The sequence below is a fragment of the Acidovorax sp. GBBC 1281 genome (assembly GCF_028473645.1).
Lineage (GTDB): Bacteria > Pseudomonadota > Gammaproteobacteria > Burkholderiales > Burkholderiaceae_C > Paracidovorax.
Genome location: NZ_CP097269.1, coordinates 3356840 through 3383039 on the forward strand (window position 1 = coordinate 3356840; position 26200 = coordinate 3383039).

The window sequence follows — 26200 nt, forward strand, 5'->3', positions numbered from 1 at the left end:
GTGGCGGACGGCGCCGTGTACCGTCCCGCCCTCCGCGTGGGCCCGATCTCAGTCGCGCCGTTCGATCATGCGATTGACGCTCAAGGCCCCCAGCGTGCAGGCCGCAGCCGACAGCAGGTACAGGCTCACGGCAAACAGGCCGAAGTGTGCGGACAGGCCCAGCACCACCAGCGGTGCGAACGCCGCGCCCATCAGCCAGGCCAGGTCGGCGGTGAAGGCCGCGCCGGTGTAGCGGTACTTGGACGCGAAATTGGCCGTCACCGCGCCGGCCGCCTGCCCGTACGACAGGCCCAGCAGCACGAAACCGATCAGGATGAACGCATCCAGCGCCACGGCGCCACCGCCGATCAGCGCGGGCGCGAACCCGCTGTACACGGCGATCATCACCGCCAACACGCCCAGCGTGGTGCGCCGGCCCAGGCGGTCGGCGATCACGCCGGAAGCGATCATGCTGCCGATGGCCAGCACGCCGCCGATCAGTTGCACGAACAGCACGTCGTTGATCGGCTGCTCGGGGTACAGAGCCGCCCAGGACAGGGGAAACACGGTCACCAGGTGGAACAGCGCGTAGCTGGCCAGCGCCGCGAAGCCGCCGATGAAAACGTTGTAGCCCTGGGTGCGCACCATCTCGCCGATGGGCGTGGGTTCCAGTTCGCGCTCTTCCAGCAGCTTGGTGTACTCATCCGTCACGACCAGGCGCAGGCGGGCGAACAGCGCGACCACGTTGATGGCGAAGGCCACGTAGAACGGATAGCGCCAGCCCCACGAGATGAAGTCTTCCGTCGACAGGCTGGCATGCAGGAACAGGAACAGGGCGCTGGCGATGATGAAGCCGGTGGGCGCACCCAGTTGGCCCAGCATGGCGTACCAGCCGCGGCGGCTGGCCGGCGCGTTCAGCGCCAGCAGCGAGGGCAATCCGTCCCACGAACCGCCCATCGCCACCCCCTGCAGGATGCGGAACAGCGCCAGCAGCACGATGGAATAGGCTCCCAGGCTCTCATACCCGGGCAGGAAAGCCATGCCGGCTGTGGAAAAACCCAGCAGGAACAGCGCGGCCGTCAGCTTGGTGCCACGGCCCCAGCGGCGCTGCATGGCCATGAACAGCGCGGTGCCGAAGGGGCGTGCGACGAAGGCCAGCGAGAAGACGGCGAAGGCGTAGAGCGTGCCCTGCAGCCGGTCCACGAAGGGAAAGAACACGGTGGGAAAGACCAGCACCGAAGCGATGCCGTAGACGAAGAAGTCGAAATACTCGGAAGCGCGGCCGATCACCACGCCGATCGCTATCTCCTCGGGAGCGACGGGGGAGTGTCCGTTCTGTACGGGCAGGGAGTCTTCTTCCGTGGTGGCGCGCGATGAAGATCCGGGAAAATGCTGTGTCAATGTGGTCATCGGCGTGCTCCTTTTTGAATGCACCAGCAGTTTTTGCTTTGGCGGGCCAGTGAACTGTCTCTGGCAGCCGCAACCCACTGTAGGACAAAACGTCCCATTCACACCACAATGGTTTTCACGTAGATTCGACGCCTTCCCGCGGCCATCCGTGCCGCCTTCCACCTTTCTTGCCCGGTATGCCCTCCACCCACCGACTTCGCGGACTGCTCGCAGTGCCCGCGGCCGCGCTGCTCGCCGGCTGCAATGCCGTCGTGCTCAGCCCCTCCGGCGACATCGCCGCACAGCAGCGCGATCTGATCATCGTCTCGACCGTTCTGATGCTGCTGATCATCGTGCCGGTGATCTTCCTCACCTTCCTGTTCGCCTGGCGCTATCGCCAGGCCAACACCGAGGCCGAGTACCAGCCGGACTGGGACCACTCCACGGGGCTGGAACTCATCATCTGGTCGGCGCCGCTCGCGATCATCATCGCCCTGGGGGCCATCACCTGGGTCAGCACCCACAAGCTGGACCCCTACCGCCCTCTGGACCGCATCAGCGAAGGCCGTGCCGTGCCGGAAGGCGCCAAGCCCCTGGTGATCGAGGTCGTCGCGCTGGACTGGAAGTGGCTGTTCCTGTATCCCGAGCAGGGCATCGCCACGGTGAACGAGATCGCAGCGCCGGTGGACCGCCCGATCCAGTTCAAGATCACCGCCTCGACGGTCATGAACTCGTTCTACATCCCGGCCCTGGCCGGCCAGATCTACGCCATGCCGGGCATGGAAACCAAGCTGCACGCCGTGATCAACGCGCAGGGCAATTTCGAGGGCTTCTCCGCCAACTACAGCGGCGCAGGCTTCTCGGGCATGCGCTTCCGTTTCCATGGCGTGGACCAGGCGGGCTTCGACCAGTGGGTCAAGCAGGCCAAGGACGCCGGCGGCGAACTGGGCCGCGACGGCTACCTGCAGCTGGAAAAGCCCAGCGAACGCGACCCCGTGCGCCGCTGGGCCACCGTGGCCCCCGGCCTGTATGACGCCATCCTGAACCGCTGCGTGGAAGCCAACCGCATGTGCATGAAGGACATGATGGCGATCGATGCCAATGGCGGCCTGGGCAAGCCCGGTTCGTTCAACGTGGCCTCGCTGGACGACGCCACCCGCTCGCGCCTGGGCCTGGCCGACACGCCCGCCCGCAGCTACGTGGGCGCCATGTGCACCGTCACGAACCCCGAGGGCGCCGCGACGGCCTCCCCGGCCCCTGCCACGCAGCCGATCTAAGCGGCACGCGTTCAGACCCCTCACTTTTCACGCGCCAACGGCACGCGACCTCCGATGTCCGATCCTACAGACCTCACCCGACTTATCTTTGGCCGCCTCTCCTGGGAGGCCATCCCACTGCACGAACCGATCCTGATCGCGACGTTCGCCGCCGTCGTGCTCGGCGGCATCGCCGTGCTCGGTGCGCTGACCTACTTCAAGCTATGGGGCTACCTGTGGCGCGAGTGGTTCACCAGCATCGACCACAAGAAGATCGGCATCATGTACATCATCCTCGGGCTGGTGATGCTGCTGCGCGGCTTCGCCGACGCGATCATGATGCGGATGCAACAGGCCATCGCCTTCGGCGACAACCCCGGCTTCCTGCCGCCGCACCACTACGACCAGATCTTCACCGCCCACGGCGTGATCATGATCTTCTTCGTGGCGATGCCGCTGGTCACTGGCCTGATGAACTACGTGGTGCCGCTGCAGATCGGCGCGCGCGACGTGGCCTTCCCGTTCCTCAACAACTTCAGCTTCTGGATGACCACCAGCGGCGCCGTGCTGGTGATGGCCTCGCTGTTCGTGGGCGAGTTCGCCAAGACCGGCTGGCTGGCGTATCCGCCGCTCTCGGGCATCCTGCACAGTCCGGACGTGGGGGTGGACTACTACATCTGGTCGCTGCAGATCGCGGGGGTGGGCACGCTGCTGTCGGGGGTCAACCTGCTGGTGACCATCGTGAAGATGCGCGCGCCCGGCATGAGTCTCATGAAGATGCCCGTGTTCACGTGGACCTCGCTGTGCACCAACGTGCTGATCGTCGCCGCCTTCCCGGTGCTGACGGCCGTGCTGGCGCTGCTGTCGCTGGACCGCTACGCCGGTTTCAACTTCTTCACGAACGACTTCGGCGGCAACTCGATGATGTACGTGAACCTGATCTGGATCTGGGGCCACCCTGAGGTCTACATCCTGATCCTGCCGCTGTTCGGCGTGTTCTCCGAAGTCGTCTCCACGTTCAGCCGCAAGAAGCTGTTTGGCTACGCCTCCATGGTCTATGCCACGGTGGTGATCACCATCCTGTCGTACCTGGTGTGGCTGCACCACTTCTTCACGATGGGCTCGGGCGCCAGCGTGAACTCGTTCTTCGGCATCACGACCATGATCATCTCGATCCCGACCGGGGCCAAGATCTTCAACTGGCTGTTCACCATGTACAAGGGCCGCATCAAGTTCGAGGTGCCCATGCTGTGGACCATCGGCTTCATGGTGACCTTCGTGATCGGCGGGATGACCGGCGTGCTGCTGGCCGTGCCACCGGCCGACTTCGTGCTGCACAACAGCCTGTTCCTGATCGCCCACTTCCACAACGTGATCATCGGCGGCGTGGTGTTCGGCCTGTTCGCCGGCATCAACTACTGGTATCCCAAGGCCTTCGGCTACAAGCTCGACCCGTTCTGGGGCAAGTGCTCGTTCTGGTTCTGGCTGATCGGCTTCTGGATGGCCTTCATGCCGCTGTACGTGCTGGGCCTGATGGGCGTCACGCGCCGCATGAGCCACTTCGAGGACATGTCGCTGCAGATCTGGTTCCAGATCGCCGCCTTCGGCGCGGTGCTGATCGCCCTGGGCATCGGCAGCTTCCTGATCCAGTTGGTGGTCAGCTGGCGCAACCGCGAAGCCCTGCGCGACACGACGGGCGACCCATGGGGTGGCCGCACGCTGGAGTGGTCCACGTCGTCGCCACCACCCGCCTACAACTTCGCGTTCACGCCGCAAGTGCATGACAACGATGCCTGGCACGACATGAAGCAGCGCGGCTACGAGCGTCCGCTGGGCGGCTTCATCCCGGTGCACATGCCCAAGAACACGGCCGCTGGCGTGGTCATCGCCGGCATCTGCACGGTGCTGGGCTTCGCGCTGATCTGGCACATGTGGCTGCTGGCCGGCGTGTCCTTCGCCGCCCTGCTGGTCGTGAGCATCGCCCACACCTTCAACTACCAACGCGACTACTACATCGATGCGGAAACCGTTGCCCGCACCGAAGCCGATCGCACCCGTCTCCTGGCCAGCCATGTCTGATACCACCGCACTCCACCACCCCGGCGCCTCGGGCGCCCCGGCGAAACCGGTCTTCCACCTCACGGAAGAGCACCATCCGCAGAACGGCACCCTGCTGGGCTTCTGGATCTACCTGATGAGCGATTGCCTCATCTTCGCCTGCCTGTTCGCCGTCTACGGCGTGCTGGGCCGCAGCTACGCCGCCGGCCCGTCCGGCGCCGACCTGTTCGACCTGCCGCTGGTGGCGCTGAACACGTCCATGCTGCTGCTGTCGTCCATCACGTATGGCTTCGCCATGCTGGAGATGCAAAAGAAGAAGGTCAACAACACCATCGTGTGGCTGGCCATCACCGGCCTGCTGGGCGCGGCCTTCATCGGCCTGGAGCTGTACGAGTTCAACCACCTGATCCACGAAGGCGCCGGCCCGCAGCGCAGCGCGTTCCTGTCGGCCTTCTTCGGCCTGGTGGGCACGCACGGCCTGCACGTCACCTTCGGCATCATCTGGCTCGTCGTGCTGCTGTTCCAGCTCAAGAAGCACGGCCTGACCCCCGCCAACCGCCGCCGCCTGCTGTGCCTGTCCATGTTCTGGCACTTTCTGGACGTGGTCTGGATCGGCGTCTTCACCTTCGTCTACCTGATGGGAGTCCTGCCATGAGCACCCCCCACAACCACCAGAACCTCACCGACACCCACGATGGCCACCACGGCCACGACGACCACCACGATCACCACCATGAAGACGATGGCGCCAGCCACGGCTCCATGCGCGACTACGTGATCGGCTTCGTCGCATCGGTCATCCTGACCGCCATTCCGTTCTGGCTCGTGATGGGCAAGGTGTTCGAGCAGTCGAGCACCACGGCCCTGGTCATCCTGGGCTTCGCCGCGGTGCAGATCGTGGTGCACATGGTGTACTTCCTGCACATGAACACCAAATCCGAAGGCGGCTGGAACATGCTGGCGCTGGTCTTCACCGTCGTGCTCGTGGTCATCACGCTGGCGGGCTCGCTGTGGGTGATGTTCCACCTCAACCACAACATGATGCCCATGTCGATCCACGACATGAAGAACATGCCTTGACCCCGATCTCCGGCAGCGTGACTGCATCCCCTCCCGCGCCCGCCACGGGCGCGGACAGGCCCGCCCCGCCCCGCTCCCGGGCCGGGCTGGCCGCGATGGGGGTGTGCGCGCTGCTGGTGTTCGCCACGCTCGTGGCGCTGGGCAGTTGGCAAGTGGCACGCCGCGCCTGGAAACTGGATCTCATCGAGCGCGTGGAGCAACGCATCCATGCCGCTCCCACCGCCCCCCCCTCCCCCGCCGAATGGCAGCGCAGCCCCGATGCGGCGCGCGACGCCGAGTACCGCCATGTGCGCCTTCGCGGCACCTTCGACCACGCCAAAGAGGCGCTGGTACAGGCCAACACCACGCTGGGCGCCGGCTTCTGGGTGGTGACGCCACTGCGGCAGGCCGATGGCACGGCCGTGCTGGTCAACCGGGGCTTCGTGCCGCCGCAGGCCCGCGATCCCGCCGCACGCACCGCCCCCGCGCCCCAGGGCGAGACGGAGGTGACCGGCCTGCTGCGACTGAGCGAGCCCGGAGGGGGTTTTTTGCGGCACAACGACCCCGCCGCCGACCGATGGTTCTCTCGCGATGTGGCCGCCATCGCCGCCGCGCGCGAGGTGGCAGGCATCGCACCCTATTTCGTGGACGAGGACGCCGCCCCCCGCTCCGCCGCACCCACCGCCACCGCCGCCACCGCCGCCACGGGCACGTCAGCGGACGCCCTCCAGTGGCCCGTCGGCGGCCTGACAGTGGTGCGTTTCCCCAACAGCCACCTGGTCTATGCCATCACCTGGTACACGCTGGCCCTGATGGTGGCCGCGGGTGTCTGGTATGTGTGGCGCGACGACCGTAGGCGCCGCCAGCACCACGCTTCGCCCGCCACCGATGCCGCTCTCCCCTGACGCCCCGGCCGAACGGCCCGCGCCGCGCACGCGGGCGGCAGTAGCGGACTCCACCGGGCTCAAGAACCTGCAGCAGCTGATCCAGCTGCGCTGGATCGCCGTGATCGGGCAGCTTTTCACGATCGAGGTGGTGCACTACAGCCTGGGCATCATCCTGCCGCTGCAGGCCATGCTGATGGTGCTGGGCGCCCTGGTGGTGTTCAACACGGCCAGCCTGCTGCGCTGGCGCATCGGCCGCCGCGTGCGCAACGTGGAGCTGTTCTTCGCCATGGTGGTGGACGTGGCCATGCTCACCGCCCAGCTCTACCTAAGCGGCGGCACCACCAACCCGTTCGTCTTCCTGTACCTGCTGCAGGTCACGCTGGCCGCCGTGCTGCTGCGCGCGGGCTACACCTGGACCATCGTCGCCATGACGGTGGCCTGCCTGTGCGGGCTGGCCCTGTTCAGCCGCCCGCTCGCCCTGCCGCTGGACCACGACCGGGGGCTCTACAGCCCCTACGTGCTGGGCATGCTGGTGTGCTTCATGCTGAACGCCGTGCTGCTGGTGATCTTCATCACGCGCATCGGCCGCAACCTGCGCCAGCGCGACGCCCGGCTGGCCACCATGCGCCAGCGCGCCGCCGAAGAAGACCACATCGTGCGCACCGGGCTGCTGGCCTCGGGTGCGGCCCACGAGCTGGGCACGCCGCTGTCCACCCTGGCCGTGATCCTGGGCGACTGGCGCCGCATGCCGGCCCTGGCGCAGGATGCCGAGCTGCAGGCCGAGATCGCCGAGATGCAGGCCCAGGTGCGGCGCTGCAAGACCATCGTGAGCGGCATCCTGCTGTCGGCCGGAGAAACCCGGGGCGAGGAATCGATGCAGACCACCGTGTGCACCTTCCTCGACCAACTGGCCGAGGAGTGGCGCAGCACGCGGCCCGTGGGCACGTTCGCCTACGACAACCAGTTCGGCGAAGACCGCCCCATGGTCTCGGATGTCACCCTGCAGCAGATGGTCTTCAACGTGTTGGACAATGCACGGGATGCGTCGCCGCATTGGGTGGGCCTGGCGGCTGAGCAGGAGGCCGGTGCCCTGCTCATCACCGTCACCGATGCCGGCCCCGGTTTCGCCCCGGCCATGCTGGAGCAGTTCGGCAAGCCCTACCAGTCCAGCAAGGGCCGGCCGGGCGGCGGGTTGGGGCTGTACCTGGCCACCAATGTGGCGCGCACCCTGGGAGGCACCATCACCGCGCGCAACCGCGCGGCCGGCGGCGCCGCCGTCACCATCACCCTTCCGCTGGCAGCCGTCGCGCTGCAGGAGACCCCGGACCATGGACGCTGACCGCCTGTTGCTGATCGTGGAGGACGACGAGGCCTTCGCACGCACGCTGGCGCGCTCGTTCGAACGGCGCGGCTACCACGTGCTGCATGCGGCCAACCTGCCCGAGGTGGAGGAGCTGCTGGACGGGCACACGCCCGGCTACGCCGTGGTGGACCTGAAGCTCAAGGGCGAGGCCTCGGGCCTGGCCTGCGTGCAGAAACTGCATGGCGCCAACGAAGACATGCTCATCGTCGTGCTGACGGGTTTCGCCAGCATCGCCACGGCCGTGGAGGCCGTGAAGCTCGGCGCCTGCCACTACCTTGCCAAGCCCTCCAACACCGACGACATCGAGGCCGCCTTCGGCCTGACCGAGGGCAACATCGAAGTGGAACTCACCAACCGCTCCAGCTCGATCAAGACGCTGGAATGGGAGCGCATCCACGAGGTGCTGGCCGAAACCGGCTTCAACATCTCCGAGACCGCGCGGCGCCTCGGCATGCACCGGCGCACCCTGGCGCGCAAGCTGGACAAGCGGCGCGTGAACTGACGGCCCGATCGCACCCGGTCAGCCGGGATGCTGCTTGAGCACCGCCGGCTCCCGCGGCGCCCCAGGCCAGAGCTGGACGAGATAGTGGTCGTCGCCTTCCAGCCCATCGGCGGACAGCGAATCCAGTCCGGCACAGGAAAGCCTGACCCGGTAAGTGCCCGGCGGCACGTCGAACCGGGCCGCGTCGGGAAAATAGTCGGTGCAGCCCGCCACGACGAGCGGCCCCTGTGCAATCACCACCGAGCCCTCCACCACGTGGTCGAACGCGGCCAGATTTGCCTCGGGCTCGGCCGGCAGCCACTCCAGCGTCACCGGCACCGGCACCGGCATGTTTCGCGCGGTCCCGAATCCGACGACGCCTTCCGACACGGCCAGCATGCGAAGCGTCGCGGCCTCGTCCCAGGCGCTCGCCAGGTCGCCTGTCGCCGCCTCGTCCTGCAGATAGAACTGGTGGTAATCGGCGAAAAGGGTCAGGCGATGGGATGGCATGGCGGGAGGGCTTTCGGCTGCGGGGTTGGAATGCGGCGCTCCGCTGCGCCATCGATCGGTTTCTGCCCGATCGTAGCGCCGGGCGAAAGCGCCATTTCGACGCCGCCAGACCGTTCAGCATCAAAACGGCCTCCAGGGCAATCAAAGTCCCGGCATATCGCTATCATTTCAATAGCAAAAGAAAAAGCCCGCCGAAGCGGGCTTTTTTTCAGGGTGGCAGGCGCCGATCAGGCGGCGACGCCGTCCGCGACTTCCTTGTACTCCTCGATCTGGTCGAAGTTCATGTACTTGTAGATCTTGTCGCCGTTCTGGTTGAGCACGCCCACATCCGCCAGGTACTCTTCCTTGGACGGAATGCGGCCCAGCTTGGAGCAGATGGCCGACAGCTCGGCGGAGCCCAGGTACACGTTCGTGTTCTTGCCCAGGCGGTTGGGGAAGTTGCGGGTGCTGGTGGACATCACCGTGGCGCCTTCCTTGACCTGTGCCTGGTTGCCCATGCACAGCGAGCAGCCCGGCATTTCCATGCGCGCACCGGCCGCGCCGAACACGCCGTAGTGGCCTTCCTCGGTCAGCTGGTGCGCGTCCATCTTGGTGGGCGGCGCCATCCACAGCTTGACCGGGATGTCCTTCTTGCCTTCCAGCAGCTTGGAAGCCGCGCGGAAGTGGCCGATGTTGGTCATGCACGAGCCGATGAACACCTCGTCGATCGTCGCGCCGGCCACGTCGGACAGCGTCTTGGCGTCGTCCGGGTCGTTGGGGCAGCAGACGATGGGCTCGGTGATCTCGGCCAGATCGATCTCGATCACGGCGGCGTACTCGGCATCTTCGTCAGGCTGCAGCAGCTGCGGATTGGCCAGCCACGCTTCCATGGCCTTGATGCGGCGCGTGATGGTGCGCGCATCGGCGTAGCCCTGGGCGATCATGTTCTTGAGCAGCACGATGTTCGAGTTGATGTACTCGATGATCGGCTCCTTGTTCAGGCGCACGGTGCAGCCGGCGGCCGAACGCTCGGCCGAGGCGTCGGACAGCTCAAACGCCTGCTCCACCTTCATGTCCGGCAGGCCTTCGATTTCGAGGATGCGGCCCGAGAAGATGTTCTTCTTGCCCTTCTTCTCGACGGTCAGCAGGCCGGCCTTGATGGCGTACAGCGGAATGGCGTGCACCAGGTCGCGCAAGGTCACGCCGGGCTGCATCGCGCCCTTGAAGCGCACCAGCACCGATTCCGGCATGTCGAGCGGCATCACGCCCGTGGCGGCGGCGAACGCCACCAGGCCGGAGCCCGCGGGGAAGCTGATGCCGATCGGGAAGCGCGTGTGCGAATCGCCACCCGTGCCCACGGTGTCGGGCAGCAGCATGCGGTTGAGCCAGCTGTGGATGATGCCGTCGCCGGGCTTGAGCGAGATGCCGCCGCGCGTGCTGATGAAGTCGGGCAGCTCGTGGTGCATCTTCACGTCCACGGGCTTGGGGTACGCGGCGGTGTGGCAGAACGATTGCATCACCAGGTCGGCGCTGAAGCCCAGGCAAGCCAGGTCCTTCAGTTCGTCGCGCGTCATCGGGCCGGTGGTGTCCTGCGAGCCGACCGAGGTCATGCGCGGTTCGCAGTAGGTCCCGGGCACCACGCCTTCGCCCTCGGGCAGGCCGCAGGCGCGGCCGACCATCTTTTGCGCCAGCGTGAAGCCCTTGCCGGTGGCGGCGGGGTTCTGCGGCAGGCGGAACAGCGTCGAGGGCGCCAGGCCCAGGGCCTCGCGCGCCTTGGCGGTGAGGCCGCGGCCCACGATCAGCGGAATGCGGCCACCGGCGCGCACTTCGTCGAACAGCACTTCGCTCTTGACCTCGAACTCGGCGATGACCTGGCCGTTCTTGAGCGCCTTGCCGGCGTAGGGCAACAGTTCGATCTCGTCACCCATGTTCATCTGGCTCACGTCCAGCTCGATGGGCAGCGCGCCCGCGTCTTCCATGGTGTTGTAGAAGATCGGGGCGATCTTGGAGCCCAGGCACACGCCGCCGAAGCGCTTGTTCGGCACGTAGGGGATGTCTTCGCCGGTGAACCACAGCACGCTGTTGGTGGCCGACTTGCGGCTGGAGCCCGTGCCCACCACATCGCCCACGTAGGCCACGAGGTTGCCCTTGGCGCGCAGGTCTTCGATGAACTTCACCGGGCCGCGCTTGCCGTCTTCCTCGGGTGTGATGCCGTCGCGCTTGTTCTTGAGCATGGCCAGCGCATGCAGCGGGATGTCAGGGCGGCTCCAGGCATCGGGGGCGGGCGACAGGTCGTCGGTGTTGGTTTCGCCGGTGACCTTGAGCACCGTGAGCTTGATGCTCTGCGGCACTTCGGGGCGGCTGGTGAACCACTCGGCGTCGGCCCAGCTTTGCAGGACGGCCTTGGCGAATTCGTTGCCCTTATCGGCCTTTTCCTTGACGTCATGGAACTGGTCGAACATCAGCAGCGTCTTCTTGAGGCCTTCGGCCGCGACGGACGCTACGGCCGCATCGTCCAGCAGGTCGATCAGCGGCGTGAGGTTGTAGCCGCCCAGCATGGTGCCCAGCAGCTCGGTGGCCTTCTCGCGGCCGATGAGTGCGCACTTTTCCGTGCCGTGGGCCACGGCCGCCAGGTAGCTGGCCTTGACCTTGGCGGCATCGTCCACACCGGCCGGCACGCGGTAGGTGATCAGGTCCACCAGGGTGGCTTCTTCGCCGGCGGGCGGCGCCTTCAGCAGCTCGATCAGCGAGGCGGTCTGCTTGGCCGTGAGAGGCAGGGGCGGAATGCCCAATGCGGCGCGCTCGGCCACATGGTCACGGTAGGCTTTCAACATATTTTTCTCCGGTGGGTTTTTGGTGTGTGGGGCTGGCCATGGCAGGCCCTGCGGTCCGGGCGCAGCGGGTGCGCCCGGGCAAGAAGAATCACTGGGCCGGTGCGGATGCAGCCGCCGGTGCCGCCACGGTGGCAGGTGCGTTGGCGGAGGCAGGCAGGGCTTCCAGCAGGCTGGGCTGCGGGTTCTTCTTGATGGATTCGGTCACGGCGACCTGCTGCGGGCTCATGCACTCGTCGGCCAGGCGCTGGCCGAGCTTCTGGTTCATGAGCATGGACTTGTTGGCGATCTGGATCCAAACGGCGCCGGCCTTCTGGTCCTCCAGGCGCACCGCGCCCGTGCTGGTCGCGATGGGCGACATGTAGTAGTTGAAGCCCTTGCCGTCGATGCGGAAGTGGCCCGGCGACTTGGCATCGGCTTCCACATGCACGGAAGCGCCCAGTTCGCAGGGAATGTGGCCGGTGTGCACGCGTTCGGCGATGGCCAGTTCCTGCGGCGTCAGAGCAGCCTCGGCCGCGATGATGCCGGTGGCCACCTGGTTGGTGGCGCTCTTGAGCTGCGTGCGGCTGCTCGTGGCCTTCTTGGTCGCGGCCGGCTTGGCTGCCGCGCTCTTGGCGGCCGGCTTGGCCGCGGGCTTGGCCTCGGCGGACTTCTCCTTGGCGGCAGCCTTGGCAGGTGCGGCCTTGGCCGTGCTCTTGGCCGGTGCGGGCTTGGCGGGAGCGGCGTCTTGCGCCATCACCAGCGCAGGGGCCAGCAGCATCAGGGCAGAAGCGATGAAGGTTTTCATGGGAACTCCGACGAAAAAGGAGGTGTGGGGAACTTGATGGTGGGACGGCTCAGGCCTGTGGACCCGCGGCCGGCTGGGCAAACCAGGCCTGCGCCGCGGCGGGCAGCGCGCGGCCGGTCTGGTGCGCACGCTCCAGCACCTGCCAGAAATAGCGGTAGCTGGCGCGGTCGTGCAATACGCCATCGACGCTGACGGGGGCCCAGTCGGCGTGCGCGGCGGTGGAAAGAAGTTGGGCGGCCTGCGCGATCTCGTCCTGCGCGGGCGCGAAGGCTTCCAGGATGGGGCGGATCTGCGCCGGGTGGATGCTCCACATGCGCGTGTAGCCCAGTTGGCGCGCGGCGCGCCCGGCCGCCGTGCGCAAGGCACCGGCGTCGTTGAACTCGGTCACCACGCAGTGGGACGGCACCTTGCCGTGGGCATGGCATGCCGCGGCGATCTCGAGCTTGGCGCGCACCACCAGCGGGTGCTCGAACTGGCCCTGCGATCCCATGGCACTCGCGGGAATAGCACCGGCGTGCGCCGAGACGAAATCCATCAAGCCGAAACTGATCGACTGCACGCGAGGATGGGCGGCGATCTCGAAGGCCCGCTGCACGGCCGCGGGCGACTCCAGCAGCACGTGCAACGGCACCTGCCCTGCCGATGCGGCGAGCAGGGCCTTTTCGGCGTGCAGCACGTCGTCCACCGACTCGACCTTGGGCACCATGATGTGGCACAGCCGCGTGGCGGCTTCGCCGGCGATGGTGGCCATGTCTTCGGCGAAGGCGGGGTGGTCCACGGCATGCACGCGCGCGGCCACCCGGGCACCGGGCGGCGCGTTTCGCGCCAGCTGCGCCACGAGGGCTGCATGCTCGCGCTCGCGGCCCACAGGGGCGCCGTCTTCGCAATCGAGGGTCACATCGAACACGCAGCGGCCCAGCTCGGCCGCCATGGCGGCTTGCAGCTCCAGGCTCTTGCGCATGCGCGCTTCCACGCCGCTGTAATGGTCGCAGACCGGCAAGTGCATGGCACTGGCCTGGGCGCCCATGAGCACCGCCGCGGGGTGGGCACCGGTCGCGCTCATGACGGGCGCTGCGCCACGATGAACATGCGCGGGAACGCCAGCAAACGGCGGCCATCGCTGCGCACGGCATAGGCCGCGGCGATGCGGCGCTCGTACTCGGCCAGGAAGCTCTCGCGCAACGCATCGCCCAGCGGGTCGATGAAGGGCTTGAGGCCCGTGGCGCGCACCCATTCGACGATGGCCGCGGGCGACGCCATCACATGCTGATAGACGGTGTGCCACACGTCGATGCGCTCGGCGCGCGGGGCCAGCAGGTCGTAGTAGCCGCCGATCTCCAGAAGCTCGGTGCGCAGCGCGTCGGCATCGCCGATGGGCTCGCGCCACGGGGCCTCGGCCGCCACTTCGCGCATCAGGCGGTGCGTGGGCTCCTGGCGGTTGTCGGGCATCTGGATCGCCAGCACGCCGCCGGGGGCGAGGCTATCGAACAGGCGCGGAAAGAGGTCGCCATGCCCTCCCACCCATTGCAGGGAGGCATTGGCGTAAATGAGGTCGGGCGCCGTGTCGGGCACCCAGCGGGCGATGTCGCCCAGCACGAAGGACACGCCGGGCAGGCGCTCGCGCGCGCTGGCCAGCATGGCTTCGGAATTGTCGATGCCGGTCACCTGCGCCTGCGGGAAGCGCCGGACCAGCAGCTCGGTGGAATTGCCCGGCCCGCAGCCCAGGTCCACCACGTGGACCGGCGCGGAATGGGGCACCCGCGCGAGCAACTCCTGGGCCGGGCGCGTGCGCTCGTCCTCGTAGCGGCGGTAGAGCGCGGGATTCCAGTCGAGCATGAAAAACGGAAACCGAAAGAATTACAGCAGGTGCTTCACGCCGTCTTGCTCGCCTTGCAGCTCGGCCAGCGTCTTGTCGATGCGTTCCTGGCTGAATGCGTCGATTTCCAGGCCTTCGACGACCTTGTACTCGCCGTTTTCGCAGGTGACGGGGAAACCGAATATCACATCCTTGGGAATGCCGTACTGGCCATCCGAAGGAACGCCCATGGTGACCCACTTGCCGTTGGTGCCCAGGGCCCAGTCGCGCATGTGGTCGATGGCGGCGTTGGCTGCCGAAGCGGCCGAGGAGGAGCCGCGTGCCTCGATGATGGCGGCGCCGCGCTTGCCCACCGTGGGCAGGAACGTGTTGGCGTTCCATTCCTGGTCGTTGATCGTCTTGGCGACGCTTTCGCCATCAATGGTGGCGAAGCGGTAGTCGGCATACATCGTGGGCGAGTGGTTGCCCCACACGGCCAGCTTTTCGATGGCGGCCACGGGCTTGCCGGTCTTGGCGGCGATCTGGCTGGCAGCACGGTTGTGGTCCAGGCGCAGCATGGCGGTGAAGTTCTTGCGCGGCAGGTCCGGCGCGCTCTTCATGGCGATGTAGGCGTTGGTGTTGGCGGGGTTGCCCACGACCAGCACCTTCACGTTGCGGCTGGCCACGGCGTTCAGCGCCTTGCCCTGGGCCGTGAAGATGGCGCCGTTGACGGCCAGCAGTTCGGCACGTTCCATGCCTGGGCCGCGGGGACGCGAGCCCACCAGCAGGGCGTAGTCCGCGTCCTTGAATGCCGTCATGGGGTCGCTGTGGGCTTCCATGCCGACCAGCAGCGGGAAGGCGCAGTCGTCGAGTTCCATCATCACGCCCTTGAGCGCCTTTTGCGGGCCTTCGACGGGCACTTCGAGCAATTGCAGGATGACGGGCTGGTCCTTGCCCAGCATTTCGCCGGAGGCAATGCGGAACAGCAGGGCGTAACCGATTTGACCGGCGGCGCCGGTAACAGCAACGCGGACGGGCTTCTTGCTCATGAAAAACTCCAGAAAGTGGAAAAACGGGTGTCGGTGCAGTCGATGCACCAGCGCCAGTCAAACCAAGCAGCCCGTGCCCTGCAGAACAGCTCCCGAGTGTACCGCTGAAATCCGGAGCCGGTCAATTTGTCTTATGTCTTATATAAGATATGATCCGGCCTCGCCGACGCGCGAAAACACCCCACCTTTGCCTTGCGCGCCAGCCGCCCCTCGATCCGCCGCCATGTCCACCCTTCCGGTTGCTGCCTCCGACAGCCCTGCACTCCCCGCAGGAAGCGCGGGCGCACCCACGCCGGCCTTCAGCCCGCTGTACCAGCAGATCAAGGGACTCATCCTGCACAGCCTGCAGCATGGCGAATGGAAGCCGGGCGAATCGATCCCGAGCGAGATGGAACTGGCCGCCCGCTTCCGCGTGAGCCAGGGCACGGTGCGCAAGGCCATCGACGAACTGGCGGCGGAGAACCTCGTCGTTCGCCGCCAGGGCAAGGGCACGTTCGTCGCCACGCATGCCGAGCGGCATGTGCAATACCGGTTCCTCAAGCTCATGCCCGACTCTGGCGACGCCGGGGTCGAGGGGCCGGCCCAGCGCCACATCATCGAATGCCGCCGCATCCGTGCCAGCGCCGAGATCGCGCGCGCCCTGGCGCTGCGCAGCGGCGACGCCGTGGTGCATGCCCGGCGCATCCTGTCGTTCGGCGACGTTCCCACCATCCTGGAAGACATCTGGCTGCCTGGGCAGGCCTTCAAAGGGCTGACCGCCGAGCAGATGTCCAGCTACCAGGGCCCCACCTACGCCATGTTCGAAATCGATTTCGGCGTGAGAATGGTGCGCGCCGACGAGAAGCTGCGGGCCGTGCAGCCCGATGGAGAGCAGGCGCGGCTGCTGCAGGTCGCACCCGGTACGCCGCTGCTCAGCGTGGAGCGCATCGCCTACACCTACAACGAAGTTCCGATGGAGTTACGCAAGGGCCTGTATCGCACCGATACGCACCACTACCACAACGAACTGAGCTGAAGCTGCCCAACCATGCCGATACCGCGCGGTGAAATTACGCCGTACCGAAACACTGCGGTTGTTGCATTGCAATAGAATTTTGGGTTGTTTCGTTCGCGCGAAATTACAAAGCAGTTACATCCACGAAAGCACCGCCATGACCGAGATCGCCAAAAAGCGGCCTGAATTCCGCAACATCAATGCCCTCACGGACCTGCCCACCTACCGCCTTCCTGCCGCAGGATGGGTGTCGATCCTGCACCGCGTCAGCGGTGTGATCATGCTGGTGCTGCTCCCCTTCATCCTGTGGATGTTCGACACCTCGGTGTCCTCCGAAATCTCCTTCGGCAAATTCAAGGCCGCTTTCACGGTAGGCCTGGGCTTCGTTCCGGGCTGGTTCCTCAAGCTCGTCGTGTTGGCCCTCATCTGGTCTTACCTGCACCACTTCACCGCCGGCCTGCGCCACCTGTGGATGGACGTGAGCCATGACGCGGTGAACAAGGACTTCAGCAGCAAATCCGCCACCGCCACCCTCGTCATCAACATCGCCCTCACCGTCGTGCTCGGCGCCAAGCTGTTCGGCCTGTACTGAGCCGCGCCGGCCATCCCACGAACCCCACAAAAAAAGGATCTCCTATGTCCGTGAACTACGGCTCCAAGCGCATCGTCGTCGGTGCCCACTACGGAGTGCGCGACTGGCTGAGCCAGCGCGTGACCGCCGCCCTGATGGCGCTCTTCACCGTGGTGCTGCTCGCCCAGGTGCTGCTGACCAAGGGTCCCATCGGCTACGACCGCTGGGCCTCGATCTTCTCGGCGCAATGGATGAAGGTGCTGACCTTCTCCGTCATCGTGGCCCTCGCCTGGCACGTCTGGGTGGGCACGCGCGATGTGCTGATGGACTACGTGAAGCCCGTGGGCTTGCGCCTCGCCCTGCAAGCCATCGCGATCTTCTGGCTCGTCGGCTGCGCCGGCTGGGGTATCCAGATCCTCTGGCGTCTCTGATCCAATCCCCCGCGACTGAAGGCAAACAACAATGAGCTACACCAAAGCGAACATCACCACGCGCAAGTTCGATGTCGTCATCGTCGGCGCCGGCGGCTCCGGCATGCGCGCCGCCCTCGAACTCTCCCGCGCCGGCCTGAACGTGGCCTCGCTGTCCAAAGTGTTTCCCACCCGCTCGCACACCGTGGCGGCGCAGGGCGGCGTGAGCGCATCGCTCGGCAACATGAGCGAGGACAACTGGCACTACCACTTCTACGACACCATCAAGGGCTCCGACTGGCTGGGCGATCAGGACGCCATCGAGTTCATGTGCCGCGAAGCCCCCAAGGTCGTGTACGAGCTCGAACACTTCGGCATGCCGTTCGACCGCAACCCCGACGGCACCATCTACCAGCGCCCCTTCGGTGGCCACACGGCCAATTACGGTGAAAAGCCGGTGCAGCGCGCCTGCGCCGCAGCCGACCGCACCGGCCACGCCATGCTGCACACGCTGTACCAGCAGAACGTCAAGGCCAAGACCAACTTCTTCGTGGAGTGGATGGCGCTCGACCTGATCCGCGACGCCTCTGGCGACGTGGTCGGCGTGACCGCCCTGGAACTCGAAACCGGCGAGCTGTATGCCCTGCAGGCCAAGGCCGTGCTGCTGGCCACCGGCGGCGCGGGCCGCATCTTCGCGGCATCGACCAACGCGTTCATCAATACCGGCGACGGCCTGGGCATGGCGGCACGCGCCGGCATCCCGCTGCAGGACATGGAGTTCTGGCAGTTCCACCCCACCGGCGTGGCCGGTGCCGGCGTGCTGCTGACCGAAGGCTGCCGCGGCGAAGGCGCCATCTTGCTCAACAGCAACGGTGAACGCTTCATGGAGCGCTACGCGCCCACGCTGAAGGATCTGGCGCCGCGCGACTTCGTCTCGCGTTCCATGGACCAGGAAATCAAGGAAGGCCGCGGCTGCGGTCCCAACAAGGACTACGTGCTGCTCAAGCTCGACCACCTCGGTGCCGAGACGATCCACAAGCGCCTGCCTTCGGTGTATGAGATCGGCGTCAACTTCGCCAACGTCGACATCACGAAGGAACCGATCCCCGTGGTGCCCACCATCCACTACCAGATGGGCGGCATTCCGACCAACATCAACGGCCAGGTCGTGATCCAGAACGGCGACGTGCACAACCAGGTCGTCAACGGCTTGTATGCCGTGGGCGAATGCTCGTGCGTGTCGGTGCACGGCGCCAACCGCCTGGGCACGAACTCGCTGCTCGACCTGCTGGTCTTCGGCAAGTCCGCAGGCCGCCACATCGTGGACATGATCAAGGGCAGCGGCGAGCACAAGCCCCTGCCGGCCGACGCCGCCGACCGCACCCTGGCGCGCCTGAACCAGCTGCAGGATTCGAACGAAGGCACCTACGCCCAGGACGTCGCCAACGACATCCGCGCGTCGATGCAGCAGCACGCCGGCGTGTTCCGCACGCAAGAAGGCATGGATGAAGGCGTGGTCAAGATCAACGCCATCCGCGAGCGCGTGGGTTCCGTCACGCTCAAAGACAAGTCCAAGGTCTGGAACACCGCGCGCATGGAAGCGCTGGAAGTGGACAACCTCATCGAAGTGGCCCAGGCCACGATGACCTCCGCCGCCGCCCGCAAGGAATGCCGCGGCGCCCACACCGTGTATGACTACGAGCATCCGGCCGACCACGCGGAATTCCCGCTGGGCCGCAACGACAAAGAGTGGATGAAGCACACCTTGTGGCACAGCGCAGGCAACAACCTGACCTACAAGCCCGTGAACCTGAAGCCTTTGACGGTCGACAGCGTGCCTCCCAAGGTCCGTACGTTCTGACCCTACAAGCCCACGAGAAAGAACACCATGAAGCGCACCTTTCAAATCTACCGCTACGATCCGGACAAGGACGCCAAGCCCTACATGCAGACCGTGGAGATCGAACTCGACGGCCACGAGCGCATGCTGCTGGACGCCCTGGTGAAGCTCAAGGCGCAGGACCCGTCCATCTCGTTCCGCCGTTCGTGCCGCGAAGGCGTCTGCGGCTCCGACGCGATGAACATCAACGGCAAGAACGGCCTGGCGTGCCTCACCAACATGAACACGCTCAAGGGCACCATCGTGCTCAAGCCCCTGCCCGGCCTGCCCGTGATCCGCGACCTGATCGTGGACATGACGCAGTTCTTCAAGCAGTACAACTCGATCAAGCCGTACCTCATCACCGAAGGCATCACGCCCGAGAAGGAACGCCTGCAGAGCCCGGAAGAGCGCGATGAGCTCAACGGCCTGTACGAGTGCATCCTGTGCGCCAGCTGCTCGACGAGCTGCCCCAGCTTCTGGTGGAACCCCGACAAGTTCGTGGGCCCCGCCGGCCTGCTGCAGGCGTACCGTTTCATTGCGGACAGCCGCGACGAGGCCACGGGCGCTCGCCTGGACAACCTCGAAGATCCCTATCGCCTGTTCCGCTGCCACACCATCATGAACTGCGTGGACGTGTGCCCCAAGGGCCTCAACCCCACCAAGGCCATCGGCAAGATCAAGGAACTGATGGTGCGTCGCGCCATCTGACCGCCATGGCCAACGACGAATTGCTCGACGAACGCGAGGCCGCCAAGCTGAAGTGGCGCAGCCGCCGCGGCCTGGTGGAGAACGATCTGTTCATCGAGCAGTTCTTCGCCACCTACGGCTCGCGCCTGACCCAGCGCCAGGCACAAGGTCTCACGACCTTGATGGACCTTTCCGACAACGACCTGCTGGACCTTCTGCTGCGGCGCAAGGAACCCACGGGCGAGATCGATACCAGGGACGTCAAGGAAGTGCTTGAACAGCTGCGCCGCAGAGCGTCAGCACCCCCTCCACCGCTTGCGGGCTAACAACAGAAGGAAACTGGAAATGAAACTGGCAGACAACAAGGCAACGCTATCGTTCAGCAACGGCAGCCCCAGCGTGGAACTTCCCGTGTACCAAGGCAGCATCGGCCCCGACGTGGTCGACATCCGCAAGCTGTACGCACAGACGGGCATGTTCACCTACGACCCCGGTTTCCTTTCCACCGCGGCATGCCAGTCCTCGATCACGTACATCGACGGCGACAAGGGCGAGTTGCTGTACCGCGGCTACCCCATCGAGCAACTGGCCACGCAGTGCGACTTCCTTGAAACCTGCTACCTGCTGCTCAAGGGCGAACTGCCCAACCCCGCGCAGAAGACCGAGTTCAGCGACAGCGTGACCAAGCACACGATGGTCAACGAGCAGATGCAGTTCTTCCTGCGTGGCTTCCGCCGCGACGCCCACCCGATGGCCGTGCTGACGGGCCTGGTGGGTGCGCTTTCGGCCTTCTACCATGACAGTACGGACATCAACAACCCGCAGCACCGAGAGATCTCGGCCATCCGCCTGATCGCGAAGATGCCGACGCTGGTGTCGATGGCATACAAGTACGGTGTGGGCCAGCCCTACATGTACCCGCAGAACAACCTGAGCTATGCCGGCAACTTCCTGCGCATGATGTTCGGCACGCCTTGCGAAGAGTACAAGGTCAATCCGGTGCTCGAACGCGCGCTCGACCGCATCTTCATCCTGCACGCCGACCACGAACAGAACGCCTCCACCTCCACGGTGCGCCTGTGCGGCTCCTCGGGCACCAACCCGTTCGCAGCCATCGCCGCGGGCGTGGCCTGCCTGTGGGGCCCTGCCCACGGCGGCGCCAACGAAGCCGCACTCAACATGCTGCACGATATTCAGGCACAGGGCGGCGTCGAGAAGATCGGCGAGTTCATCAAGCAGGTCAAGGACAAGAATTCCGGCGTGAAGCTGATGGGCTTCGGTCACCGCGTGTACAAGAACTACGATCCGCGCGCCAAGCTCATGCAGGAAACCTGCAATGAAGTGCTGGCCGAACTGGGCCTCGAAAAGGACCCGCTGTTCGCCCTGGCCAAGGAACTGGAAAAGATCGCCCTGGAAGACGACTACTTCGTGCAGCGCAAGCTCTACCCGAACGTGGACTTCTACTCCGGCATCGTGCAACGCGCGATCGGCATTCCGGTGAACCTGTTCACCGGCATCTTCGCGCTGGCCCGCACCGTGGGCTGGATCGCCCAACTGAACGAAATGATCGGCGATCCCGAGTACAAAATCGGCCGCCCCCGCCAGTTGTTCGTGGGCGCGGAACGCCGCGACGTGCAGCCGCTGGACAAGCGCTGAGCCAAAGCCGCGCTTGTGCAGAGGGCCTGCGATGCAGGGCCCTTTCTCCAGAATGCAACGCGCGACATCGAATGCCAGTCAGCCATGCTGACTGGCATTTTTCATGGTGGTGCCCCATACAGTCTTTGATGACCCTGCCAAGGTGCATCGGCGCGATATCAGGCTGCGGCAGCCGACCTTTGTAGACGCCTCAGGGACCTCGGACCCATTCCATGAGGAGCCGCTCTTGCAGCCATTGGGCGGCAGGAAGCCCAGACCCTCTCGGAAATAAAAAAGCCTTCCAAATCGATGATTTGGAAGGCTTTTACCAATGGTTAGTTGGTAGGCGCGATTGGACTCGAACCAACGACCCCCACCATGTCAAGGTGGTGCTCTAACCAGCTGAGCTACGCGCCTGTGTGTATTCGAGAAGCGAGATTGTAGCAGTAAAAAATACGCGTTCCAGGCAACTTCTGCGCTTTCTTTCAACGGCGCCGTGCAGAGCGCACGCCTTGCACCGTGGCCACGATGCCGAGCACTTTGTTGAGCCGTCCGGAGTCGGCCACCTCGACCGTGAACGTCATCCAGGCCGTGCCTTTCACGGACTGCGTCTGAACGCCGATCACGTTGGTCTTCTCCCTGGCGAAGACCTCGGAAATGTCGCGCAGCAGGCCTTGCCGGTCTGCAGCCTCGACCGACACATCCACGGGATAGACCGACGGGCCGGCACCGGTTGACGCCTTGGATTGCCCCCACTCCACTTCGATGACGCGCTCGGGACTGCGCGCCGCCATCTCGCGAAAATTGCTGCAGTCGGCGCGGTGCACGCTCACCCCTTTGCCACGCGTGACGAAGCCCCGGATGCTGTCGGGCGGCGCAGGCTTGCAGCACTTGGCCAGCTGGGTCATCAGCGAATCGATGCCCACCACCAGCACCCCTCCCTTGGGCGCGGTTTCGGAGGTGCGCGTCTTCTTGAGCAGCAGGTAATCGTCCGGCTGCAGCACGGGCTCAGGCGGGCGCAGCAGCGTCTCGATGGTGCGCAGCGAGAACTCGTCCTTGCCCACCACTTCGAACAATGCGTCCGCCGTCTTGAAGCCCAGCTGCACGGCAAGGTCGTCGAGCTTGATGGCGGTCTTGCCCTCGCGCTGCAGCAGCTTTTCCACCGCCTCGCGGCCCCGCGCCGTGGTTTCATGCGTGGCCTGGGCGTTGAACCACGCGCGCACCTTGGCGCGGGCGCGGTGGCTGGTGAGGTAGCCCAGTTCGGCATTGAGCCAATCGCGCGACGGGCGGCCTTCCTTGACGGTGGTGATTTCGACCGTCTGCCCGTTCTGCAGCGGCGTGTTGAGCGGCACCATGGCACCGTCGACGCGCGCGCCGCGGCAACGGTGGCCGACACTGGTGTGCACCGCATAGGCGAAATCGACCGGGGTGGCGCCCTGCGGCAACTCCACCACGGCCGCGTCCGGCGTGAGCACGTAGATACGGTCCTCGAACAGCCCCCCGTGCTGCACGGTGCCCGCCATGTCCCGCTCCCAGGCCAGCAACTGGCGCAGCACCGCGATCTTGGCGTCGTATTCGCCGGAGGCCGAAACGCCCGCATAGCCTTTGGTGCCGGCCTCCTTGTAGGCCCAGTGCGCGGCCACGCCATGCTCGGCGTGGTCGTTCATGGCCTGGGTGCGGATCTGGATTTCGATGGCCTTGCCCGTCTCGTCGCGCACGACGGTGTGCAGCGACTGGTAGCCGTTGGGCTTGGGCTTGGCGATGTAGTCGTCGAACTCGGCATCAATGGGCTTGAAATGCTCGTGCACCCAGGACAGCGCGGCGTAGCAATCCTTCACCGAAGGCACCACCACCCGCAGCGCCCGGATGTCGAACACATGCTCGAAGTCGAGCGACTTGCCGCGCATCTTCTTGACGATGCTGTAGATGTGCTTGGGCCGGCCCTGCACGCTGGCGCTGATGCTGCGGGCCCGCAGTTCGGACTCCAGCCGGCCGCGAAGCTGCTCCATGTACACCTCGCGCTCGGCCCGCTTTTCGTCCAGCAGCCGGGCCACCTGCTTGTAGGTCTCCGGCTCCAGGAACCGGAAGGACAGGTCTTCCAGCTCCCATTTCATCTGCCAGATGCCGAGCCGGTTGGCCAGCGGGGCGAACACCTGCAGGGCCTCTCGCGCGATGCCGGGCGACACGGCGCGTTTGGTGGCGGCATAGAAGCGCAGGGTTTGCAGGCGCGAGGCCAGCCGCAGCATCACGACGCGCAGGTCCCGGGAGAACGCGAGCAGCATCTTGCGCACGTTCTCGGTCTGCGTGGCGGGGTCGTCCACGGGGTGTCCGGCGATCTGGGCTTCGCGTGCCTGCTGCTGCACGCGCATGAGCTTGGTGGTCTCCACGGCCAGCGCGGCGAAGTTCTGCCCGAAGGCCTTGGCAATGACCTCCTCGGGCTTGTTCAGGTGCGAGCAGGCATGCACCAGATAGCTGGCCGCCTGCATGGCTTCCGACCCACCGATGTTCTTGAGGATGGAGGCGACGGCTTCGGCATGCGCGAAGGTGTTCTCACCGGTCTCCAGCGTCTCGCTGGACAGCAGCGGTTCCGCAAAGGCCCGGGCCCGCGCCAGCGCGCCCGCCTGCTCGGGCAGCGACAGCGCCGTGGCAGCGATGAGCTGCGGCACGGCATCGGACCGGGGCGACGCGCTCCCCGCGCCTCCCTGGCCAAGCGTGGCGGGAGGTGCGGTGGCCAGACTCTTCACAGCCCACCTCTTCTTTCGCTGGAATCGAAGAGGAACGCCTCGACCGCATCCACCTGTTCGTCCGCCACCAGCGTCGGGGCATGCCCCACCCCGCTCCACTCCACCACCTGGGCCCGTGGCCCGCGTTGCGACATGGCGTGCGCCGTCGAGCGCGAGAGCAGATCCGATTGCGCGCCGCGCAGCAGCAGCGTGCGCGAGCTGATCCTGTCGTACAGCTGCCACAGCTGCGCCTCGCCGGCAACGGCGGCCTCCTGCGTCATTGCGCGAAACGGCTGGGCGATGGCCGGGTCGTAGTGCAGCACGAACCCGCCCTCGGGCGCAGGCCGGAGCATGGCCCGCGACAACGCCAGCCACTGCGCCGGCGTATGGGGGCCGAAGCTGGAAGAGATCGTCCACAGGGCATCGGCTGCCTGCTGCTCCGTTTCGAAGTGGGCGGGCCGCCCGAGGTACTGGCCGATGCGCTGGAGCGCACTCCATTCGATCACCGGCCCTACATCATTCAGGACCAGCCGGCGCACCGGCACGGGAAGCGGCAACCCTGGCTGGCCGAGCAGCGCCATGCCGATCAGGCCGCCCATGCTGGTGCCCACCCATTCCAGCTGCTGGATGGGAGCGCGGCCATGCACGTCGGCCAGCAGTGCCAGCATGTCGGCGGCATAGACCGGCACCTGATAGGCCATGGGATCGGCGAGCCAGTCGCTGCGGCCGCGGCCGGCCACATCGGGGCACAGCACGCGGGCGTGGCGGGACAGACGGCGGGCGAGCACATCGAAATCGCGCCCCTGGCGCGACAGGCCATGCACGCAGACCACCACGTGCGGATGGTCCGGCTGGCCTGTCGCATTCCATTCCCAATACGCCATGCGATGGCTGGCGGCTGCACCGTCCGCCGTGCCCTCCTTGGCAGCGATTCCAGGGCAATTCACGTAATTCAGCGTAGGCTCGGTCATGGGAACGAATTCGTCACGGGGGCGCTCGATAATGGTTGCGTTCATCCTAATTCATTCGGAGAGACTCACATGCTTCAAGGCAAAACGGCCCTCGTCACCGGCTCCACGAGCGGCATCGGACTGGGCATCGCCAAGGCGCTCGCGCGCCAGGGCGCCAACGTCGTCCTCAATGGTTTCGGCGATGTGGACGGCCCCCGTGCCGAAGTGCTGGGGGCCGGCGAAAGTCACGGCGCGCAGGTCGCCTACCACGGGGCCGACATGGGCCGCGCAGCGGACATCGAGGACATGATGAAGTACAGCGCCAGCCAGTTCGGGCGCGTGGACATCCTGGTCAACAACGCAGGCATCCAGCACGTGGCGAACGTCGAGGATTTTCCCGTCGAGAAGTGGGATGCCATCCTGGCGATCAACCTGACCAGCGCCTTCCACACCTCGCGCCTGGCCCTGCCTCCAATGAAGGCGGCCAACTGGGGCCGCATCATCAACATCGCCTCGGTGCACGGGCTGGTGGCTTCGGCTCAAAAAGCGGCCTATGTAGCAGCCAAGCACGGCCTCGTGGGCCTGACGAAGGTCACCGCATTGGAAACCGCCACCACGGGCGTGACCTGCAATGCGATCTGTCCCGGCTGGGTGCTCACGCCGCTGGTTCAGAAACAGGTCGATGCCAAGGCGGCCGACCAGGGCCTGTCGAACGAAGACGCCAAGAAGCAGTTGCTGAGTGAGAAGGAACCGTCGCTGCAGTTCACCACGCCCGAAGAGCTGGGCGAACTGGCGGTGTTCTTCTGCTCGCCGGCGGCCAACAATGTCCGCGGCGTAGCCTGGAATATGGACGGCGGCTGGGCCGCACAGTAAGAACGAAAAGCCTTACCCGCCCGATCGCCGGCGCGGGCGTCAGCCCGCCAAC

The 26200-nt window shown here is 65.9% G+C and carries 24 protein-coding genes and 1 tRNA gene; 15 read left to right on the top strand and 10 right to left on the bottom strand.

Annotation, left to right across the window (positions count from 1 at the left end; translation table 11 throughout):
* Nucleotides 1-48: 48 nt before the first annotated feature.
* Nucleotides 49-1389 carry an MFS transporter gene (locus M5C96_RS15680; protein ID WP_272564070.1) on the bottom strand — a complete coding sequence of 447 codons (1341 nt, stop codon included), beginning with the start codon at nucleotides 1387-1389 and terminating at the stop codon, nucleotides 49-51.
* A 176-nt stretch (nucleotides 1390-1565) separates the two neighbouring features.
* Between M5C96_RS15680 and cyoA the strand changes: the two genes are divergently transcribed.
* The 7 genes from cyoA to M5C96_RS15715 are packed head-to-tail and all read left to right on the top strand — an operon-like array spanning nucleotide 1566 to nucleotide 8493.
* Nucleotides 1566-2645 (top strand): ubiquinol oxidase subunit II, encoded by a 1080-nt coding sequence (gene cyoA, locus M5C96_RS15685; protein WP_272564071.1) that lies wholly within the window; start codon nucleotides 1566-1568, stop codon nucleotides 2643-2645.
* A 54-nt stretch (nucleotides 2646-2699) separates the two neighbouring features.
* Entirely contained in the window at nucleotides 2700-4703 is a 2004-nt protein-coding gene (gene cyoB / locus M5C96_RS15690; protein WP_272564072.1) for a cytochrome o ubiquinol oxidase subunit I, read from the top strand.
* Nucleotides 4696-5337, top strand: a complete 642-nt coding sequence (gene cyoC, locus M5C96_RS15695; RefSeq protein ID WP_272564073.1) for a cytochrome o ubiquinol oxidase subunit III — start codon at nucleotides 4696-4698, stop codon at nucleotides 5335-5337. The genes cyoB and cyoC overlap by 8 nt, the downstream gene beginning before the upstream one ends.
* A complete protein-coding gene (gene cyoD, locus M5C96_RS15700; RefSeq protein WP_272564074.1) occupies nucleotides 5334-5762 on the top strand; it encodes a cytochrome o ubiquinol oxidase subunit IV in 429 nt (142 codons plus the stop codon). Before cyoC ends, cyoD begins: the two co-directional genes overlap by 4 nt.
* 17 nt (nucleotides 5763-5779) lie before the next feature.
* Nucleotides 5780-6646, top strand: a complete 867-nt coding sequence (locus tag M5C96_RS15705; RefSeq protein WP_442867393.1) for an SURF1 family protein — start codon at nucleotides 5780-5782, stop codon at nucleotides 6644-6646.
* Complete coding sequence (locus M5C96_RS15710; protein ID WP_272564075.1) at nucleotides 6630-7967, top strand: ATP-binding protein; 1338 nt, start codon at nucleotides 6630-6632, stop codon at nucleotides 7965-7967. The genes M5C96_RS15705 and M5C96_RS15710 overlap by 17 nt, the downstream gene beginning before the upstream one ends.
* Nucleotides 7957-8493 carry a response regulator transcription factor gene (locus M5C96_RS15715; RefSeq protein WP_272564076.1) on the top strand — a complete coding sequence of 179 codons (537 nt, stop codon included), beginning with the start codon at nucleotides 7957-7959 and terminating at the stop codon, nucleotides 8491-8493. The genes M5C96_RS15710 and M5C96_RS15715 overlap by 11 nt, the downstream gene beginning before the upstream one ends.
* Before the next feature lie 18 nt (nucleotides 8494-8511).
* Here M5C96_RS15715 and M5C96_RS15720 read toward each other — a convergent pair whose 3' ends face one another.
* The 6 genes from M5C96_RS15720 to M5C96_RS15745 all read right to left on the bottom strand — a co-directional run bounded on the left by M5C96_RS15720 (nucleotide 8512) and on the right by M5C96_RS15745 (nucleotide 15423).
* Nucleotides 8512-8982, bottom strand: a complete 471-nt coding sequence (locus M5C96_RS15720) for a hypothetical protein (RefSeq protein WP_272564077.1) — start codon at nucleotides 8980-8982, stop codon at nucleotides 8512-8514.
* Between the two features lie 227 nt (nucleotides 8983-9209).
* Nucleotides 9210-11795 carry a bifunctional aconitate hydratase 2/2-methylisocitrate dehydratase gene (gene acnB, locus M5C96_RS15725; RefSeq protein WP_272564078.1) on the bottom strand — a complete coding sequence of 862 codons (2586 nt, stop codon included), beginning with the start codon at nucleotides 11793-11795 and terminating at the stop codon, nucleotides 9210-9212.
* Between the two features lie 88 nt (nucleotides 11796-11883).
* The gene (locus tag M5C96_RS15730; protein ID WP_272564079.1) at nucleotides 11884-12579 is read right to left on the bottom strand and encodes a hypothetical protein; all 696 of its coding nucleotides are present in this window, start codon (nucleotides 12577-12579) and stop codon (nucleotides 11884-11886) included.
* Nucleotides 12580-12628: 49 nt separating this feature from the next.
* Complete coding sequence (locus tag M5C96_RS15735) at nucleotides 12629-13642, bottom strand: HpcH/HpaI aldolase/citrate lyase family protein (protein ID WP_272564080.1); 1014 nt, start codon at nucleotides 13640-13642, stop codon at nucleotides 12629-12631.
* Nucleotides 13639-14415 carry a trans-aconitate 2-methyltransferase gene (gene tam / locus M5C96_RS15740; protein ID WP_272564081.1) on the bottom strand — a complete coding sequence of 259 codons (777 nt, stop codon included), beginning with the start codon at nucleotides 14413-14415 and terminating at the stop codon, nucleotides 13639-13641. Before tam ends, M5C96_RS15735 begins: the two co-directional genes overlap by 4 nt.
* A 21-nt stretch (nucleotides 14416-14436) precedes the next feature.
* Nucleotides 14437-15423, bottom strand: a complete 987-nt coding sequence (locus M5C96_RS15745; protein ID WP_272564082.1) for a malate dehydrogenase — start codon at nucleotides 15421-15423, stop codon at nucleotides 14437-14439.
* A gap of 223 nt (nucleotides 15424-15646) precedes the next feature.
* On the opposite strand from M5C96_RS15745, the gene M5C96_RS15750 reads away from it, so the two are divergent.
* From M5C96_RS15750 to M5C96_RS15780, 7 genes are all read left to right on the top strand, one after another.
* Nucleotides 15647-16438: a GntR family transcriptional regulator gene (locus M5C96_RS15750; protein WP_272564083.1), complete on the top strand. Its 792-nt coding sequence runs from the start codon at nucleotides 15647-15649 to the stop codon at nucleotides 16436-16438.
* Between the two features lie 136 nt (nucleotides 16439-16574).
* On the top strand, nucleotides 16575-17009 hold the full coding sequence (sdhC, locus tag M5C96_RS15755) for a succinate dehydrogenase, cytochrome b556 subunit (RefSeq protein WP_272564084.1): 435 nt from the start codon (nucleotides 16575-16577) through the stop codon (nucleotides 17007-17009).
* Between the two features lie 44 nt (nucleotides 17010-17053).
* Complete coding sequence (gene sdhD / locus M5C96_RS15760; RefSeq protein WP_272564085.1) at nucleotides 17054-17419, top strand: succinate dehydrogenase, hydrophobic membrane anchor protein; 366 nt, start codon at nucleotides 17054-17056, stop codon at nucleotides 17417-17419.
* A 31-nt stretch (nucleotides 17420-17450) separates the two neighbouring features.
* A complete protein-coding gene (sdhA, locus tag M5C96_RS15765) occupies nucleotides 17451-19259 on the top strand; it encodes a succinate dehydrogenase flavoprotein subunit (RefSeq protein WP_272564086.1) in 1809 nt (602 codons plus the stop codon).
* Between the two features lie 27 nt (nucleotides 19260-19286).
* The gene (locus tag M5C96_RS15770) at nucleotides 19287-19988 is read left to right on the top strand and encodes a succinate dehydrogenase iron-sulfur subunit (RefSeq protein ID WP_272548188.1); all 702 of its coding nucleotides are present in this window, start codon (nucleotides 19287-19289) and stop codon (nucleotides 19986-19988) included.
* Nucleotides 19989-19993: 5 nt separating this feature from the next.
* Nucleotides 19994-20293 (top strand): succinate dehydrogenase assembly factor 2, encoded by a 300-nt coding sequence (locus M5C96_RS15775; protein ID WP_272564087.1) that lies wholly within the window; start codon nucleotides 19994-19996, stop codon nucleotides 20291-20293.
* A 19-nt stretch (nucleotides 20294-20312) separates the two neighbouring features.
* On the top strand, nucleotides 20313-21623 hold the full coding sequence (locus tag M5C96_RS15780) for a citrate synthase (protein ID WP_272564088.1): 1311 nt from the start codon (nucleotides 20313-20315) through the stop codon (nucleotides 21621-21623).
* A gap of 319 nt (nucleotides 21624-21942) precedes the next feature.
* Here M5C96_RS15780 and M5C96_RS15785 read toward each other — a convergent pair.
* The 3 genes from M5C96_RS15785 to M5C96_RS15795 form a co-directional block, all read right to left on the bottom strand.
* Nucleotides 21943-22019 (bottom strand) — tRNA-Val (locus tag M5C96_RS15785).
* Between the two features lie 68 nt (nucleotides 22020-22087).
* On the bottom strand, nucleotides 22088-24337 hold the full coding sequence (locus tag M5C96_RS15790; protein ID WP_442867394.1) for a RelA/SpoT family protein: 2250 nt from the start codon (nucleotides 24335-24337) through the stop codon (nucleotides 22088-22090).
* A 5-nt stretch (nucleotides 24338-24342) separates the two neighbouring features.
* Entirely contained in the window at nucleotides 24343-25296 is a 954-nt protein-coding gene (locus M5C96_RS15795; RefSeq protein WP_272569745.1) for an alpha/beta fold hydrolase, read from the bottom strand.
* A gap of 69 nt (nucleotides 25297-25365) precedes the next feature.
* On the opposite strand from M5C96_RS15795, the gene M5C96_RS15800 reads away from it, so the two are divergent.
* Nucleotides 25366-26148, top strand: a complete 783-nt coding sequence (locus M5C96_RS15800; RefSeq protein WP_272564089.1) for a 3-hydroxybutyrate dehydrogenase — start codon at nucleotides 25366-25368, stop codon at nucleotides 26146-26148.
* Nucleotides 26149-26200: the final 52 nt, after the last annotated feature.

Coding starts and splice junctions, on each gene's coding strand:
- sdhC (WP_272564084.1), top strand. CDS start 16,575: ATGACCGAGATCGCCAAAAAGCGGCCTGAATTCCGCAACATCAATGCC.
- M5C96_RS15715 (WP_272564076.1), top strand. CDS start 7,957: ATGGACGCTGACCGCCTGTTGCTGATCGTGGAGGACGACGAGGCCTTC.
- cyoD (WP_272564074.1), top strand. CDS start 5,334: ATGAGCACCCCCCACAACCACCAGAACCTCACCGACACCCACGATGGC.
- tam (WP_272564081.1), bottom strand. CDS start 14,415: ATGCTCGACTGGAATCCCGCGCTCTACCGCCGCTACGAGGACGAGCGC.
- M5C96_RS15750 (WP_272564083.1), top strand. CDS start 15,647: ATGTCCACCCTTCCGGTTGCTGCCTCCGACAGCCCTGCACTCCCCGCA.
- M5C96_RS15735 (WP_272564080.1), bottom strand. CDS start 13,642: ATGAGCGCGACCGGTGCCCACCCCGCGGCGGTGCTCATGGGCGCCCAG.
- M5C96_RS15730 (WP_272564079.1), bottom strand. CDS start 12,579: ATGAAAACCTTCATCGCTTCTGCCCTGATGCTGCTGGCCCCTGCGCTG.
- M5C96_RS15720 (WP_272564077.1), bottom strand. CDS start 8,982: ATGCCATCCCATCGCCTGACCCTTTTCGCCGATTACCACCAGTTCTAT.
- sdhA (WP_272564086.1), top strand. CDS start 17,451: ATGAGCTACACCAAAGCGAACATCACCACGCGCAAGTTCGATGTCGTC.
- M5C96_RS15775 (WP_272564087.1), top strand. CDS start 19,994: ATGGCCAACGACGAATTGCTCGACGAACGCGAGGCCGCCAAGCTGAAG.
- M5C96_RS15680 (WP_272564070.1), bottom strand. CDS start 1,389: ATGACCACATTGACACAGCATTTTCCCGGATCTTCATCGCGCGCCACC.
- cyoC (WP_272564073.1), top strand. CDS start 4,696: ATGTCTGATACCACCGCACTCCACCACCCCGGCGCCTCGGGCGCCCCG.
- acnB (WP_272564078.1), bottom strand. CDS start 11,795: ATGTTGAAAGCCTACCGTGACCATGTGGCCGAGCGCGCCGCATTGGGC.
- sdhD (WP_272564085.1), top strand. CDS start 17,054: ATGTCCGTGAACTACGGCTCCAAGCGCATCGTCGTCGGTGCCCACTAC.
- M5C96_RS15745 (WP_272564082.1), bottom strand. CDS start 15,423: ATGAGCAAGAAGCCCGTCCGCGTTGCTGTTACCGGCGCCGCCGGTCAA.
- M5C96_RS15795 (WP_272569745.1), bottom strand. CDS start 25,296: ATGACCGAGCCTACGCTGAATTACGTGAATTGCCCTGGAATCGCTGCC.
- M5C96_RS15800 (WP_272564089.1), top strand. CDS start 25,366: ATGCTTCAAGGCAAAACGGCCCTCGTCACCGGCTCCACGAGCGGCATC.
- M5C96_RS15780 (WP_272564088.1), top strand. CDS start 20,313: ATGAAACTGGCAGACAACAAGGCAACGCTATCGTTCAGCAACGGCAGC.
- cyoA (WP_272564071.1), top strand. CDS start 1,566: ATGCCCTCCACCCACCGACTTCGCGGACTGCTCGCAGTGCCCGCGGCC.
- cyoB (WP_272564072.1), top strand. CDS start 2,700: ATGTCCGATCCTACAGACCTCACCCGACTTATCTTTGGCCGCCTCTCC.
- M5C96_RS15710 (WP_272564075.1), top strand. CDS start 6,630: ATGCCGCTCTCCCCTGACGCCCCGGCCGAACGGCCCGCGCCGCGCACG.
- M5C96_RS15770 (WP_272548188.1), top strand. CDS start 19,287: ATGAAGCGCACCTTTCAAATCTACCGCTACGATCCGGACAAGGACGCC.